The sequence below is a fragment of the Pseudomonas sp. TR47 genome, from assembly GCF_044143025.1.
Classification (GTDB): Bacteria; Pseudomonadota; Gammaproteobacteria; order Pseudomonadales; family Pseudomonadaceae; genus Aquipseudomonas; species Aquipseudomonas putida_E.
The window spans coordinates 1-2817 of sequence record NZ_JBHFCS010000052.1 but is presented as its reverse complement, the minus strand read 5'-3'; the positions used below and the strand labels follow the sequence as shown (position 1 = coordinate 2817).

2 protein-coding genes are annotated in these 2817 nt (G+C 54.7%); both read right to left on the bottom strand.

Features of this window, described 5'->3' with window-relative positions; all coding sequences use genetic code 11:
* Nucleotides 1-1395, bottom strand: a 1395-nt coding sequence (locus ACEWE8_RS25845) for an NAD-dependent succinate-semialdehyde dehydrogenase (RefSeq protein WP_395589435.1), incomplete at its 3' end; no start/stop codon positions are given.
* A 372-nt stretch (nucleotides 1396-1767) separates the two neighbouring features.
* Nucleotides 1768-2748 carry an IS5-like element ISPst5 family transposase gene (locus ACEWE8_RS25840; protein WP_225786235.1) on the bottom strand — a complete coding sequence of 327 codons (981 nt, stop codon included), beginning with the start codon at nucleotides 2746-2748 and terminating at the stop codon, nucleotides 1768-1770.
* Between the last annotated feature and the right edge of the window lie 69 nt (nucleotides 2749-2817).

Here is a 2817-nt window from a genome sequence, read left to right as displayed (position 1 = left end):
CTCTGGGCCACCTTCCGAGCCGTAGCCCGAGTCTTTAACACCGCCAAACGGCATTTCAGGAACCGGAGTCGAAGGCTGGTTGATCCAGAGCATGCCCACTTGGAGAGTTTGGGTAAGAAGGTGAACGTTGCGATATGAACGCGTGAAAGCATAACCGCCCAGGCCGAATGGGAGACGGTTGGCCTCAGCTATCGCTTCCTCAATATGATCGAATCCACGTACAGCTGCGATCGGACCAAACGGTTCTTGAGAAAGCACTTCAGCATCCAACGGAACATCTGCTAGAACAGTTGGGGCGAAGAAGTTGCCTGTCGAGCCGATTCGCTCACCACCAGTCGCTACCGTCGCGCCCGATTTACGTGCGTCTTCAACCAAACCTGCGATTGCCTCTACTCGACGAGCATTCGCTAGAGGCCCATAGTTAACTCCATCTTCGAGGCCATTACCGATTTTGAGGCCTTCAGCGTATGCGACCATGCCTTTCACAAAGGCATCTTTGATGCTGTTATGCACCAAGAATCGTGTCGGGGAGATGCACACCTGACCGGCGTTCCGGAATTTAGAGGCGCTTGCCACCTGGATAGCTAACTCCAAATCGGCATCCTCGGCGATGATCACTGGTGCGTGTCCACCCAGCTCCATCGTCGCCCGCTTCATGTGCAGGCCAGCCAGGGCAGCCAACTGTTTACCGATCGCAGTGGAACCGGTGAAGGTGATTTTGCGGATCACTGGGTGCGCGATAAGGTATTTGGAGATCTGGTCGGGGTTACCGTACACCAGACCGATAACTCCCTTTGGTACACCTGCGTCGGCAAATGCACGAATCAGTTCGGCTGGTGAACGCGGGGTCTCTTCAGGAGCCTTCACCACGAAAGAGCAACCTGTTGCCAATGCAGCACAGAGCTTACGAACCACCTGGTTAACCGGGAAATTCCATGGCGTAAAGGCTGCTACCGGGCCAACTGGCTCCTTTACGACAATTTGGCTAGCGTTGATATTGCGAGGAGGAACTACACGACCATAAACGCGACGACCTTCCTCGGCAAACCACTCAATGATATCTGCCGCAGAGTTGACTTCGATACGCGACTCCAGCAATGGTTTGCCCTGCTCTTGAGTCATGTACCGGGCGATCGTTTCGGCCCGCTCCCGAATGATGGAAGCGGCTTTGCGCATGATGGCAGATCGCTCGTATGCAGGTACATTACGCCAGACATCGAATCCAGCCTGTGCCGCATTAACAGCTTGTACAAGGTCACCTTCAGACGCATGGGCAACGGTACCAATTCTCAAACCGGTTGCGGGGCTAACAACATCAATAGTTGATCGACCTTCAGCATCACGCCACTCTCCATTGATGAAAAGTTGAGTATCTGGGTACGTCTCATTAATCATAAATCACCTTTTTAATTGTTAGCTGAGTGCCTAGACCCTTGCGGTATCATGGCATGTGATTCGCGGTGAATCCGCCTAAAAATACACGGCAATCAAGACAGTTTAAAACTGACTCGCAGAATCATTAAAACGACTTTTTTTCCTTCATCCAGTCCTTATCATTGCAAAACCAGGTCTACCCTTATCCTAGAGCCAGCCAAGGATTATCAGATCCACGCAAGCTTTAGGGATGGTCTGAAGTAGTCAGGTATTTCTGGCTGACTCCAGCCCTTGCCGATTTCAAAACGGTAATTCGGCTAAAAAACGATCAAATCATCCCCTCTTTCCGGATTTATAGCCGGCGCGAGCACCTCGCGCCGGCCATTTCCCGCATTACAGACGCACCTCTCCTGCATTCGTCAGCAAATGTCGGCGCGCCATCCACAGGTTCGACAGCGCGAACAGTGTCACCAACTGCGCGGTGTTCTTCGCCAGGCCACGCAAGCGTGTCTTCACGTAGCCGAATTGGCGCTTGATCACCCGGAACGGGTGCTCGACTTTGGCGCGCACCTGGGCCTTGGATTTCTCGATCTTGCGCTTGGCTTTGTACAGCGCACTGCGCTTACTCAGCTTCTTGTACGTACTGCGGCGGGCCGCAATCTGCCAGATCACCTCCCGGCCTTCATGTTCCGGGCGTTTCTCTACGCCGGTGTAACCCGCGTCGGCGCCGACCCTGTTTTCCTTTCCATGCAGCAGTTTGTCGACCTGGGTAACGTCAGCAACGTTGGCTGCCGTCCCCACCACGCTGTGCACCAGACCTGACTCGGCATCCGCGCCGATGTGAGCCTTCATGCCGAAGTAATACTGATTGCCCTTCTTGGTCTGGTGCATTTGCGGGTCACGCTTACCGTCCTTGTTCTTGGTCGAACTCGGCGCATGGATCAGCGTGGCATCGACGATGGTGCCCTGGCGCAGCGACAGGCCCCGATCGCCCAGGTAACCATTGATCACCGCCAGAATCCCGGCCGCCAACTCGTGCTTCTCCAGCAGGCGACGGAAATTGAGGATGGTGGTTTCGTCGAGAATACGCTCTAGGTTCAGCCCGGCAAACTGGCGCAAGATTGTGGTCTCGTACAGCGCCTCCTCCATCGCCGGATCGCTGTAGCCGAACCAGTTCTGCATCAAATGTACGCGCAGCATCGCCATCAGCTGATACGCCGGACGACCACCTTCACCCTTGGGGTAGTGCGGCTCGATCAGGGCAATCAAACCCTTCCACGGCACCACCTGATCCATCTCGATCAGGAACAACTCTTTGCGGGTCTGCTTGCGCTTGCCGGCGTACTCGGCGTCGGCGAAGGTCATTTGCTTCATCGGGAAACTCGGGCAACGGGATCGGCGTATTTCACCAGATTCGGGAAGTCTTTTTCAGACCATCCCTAG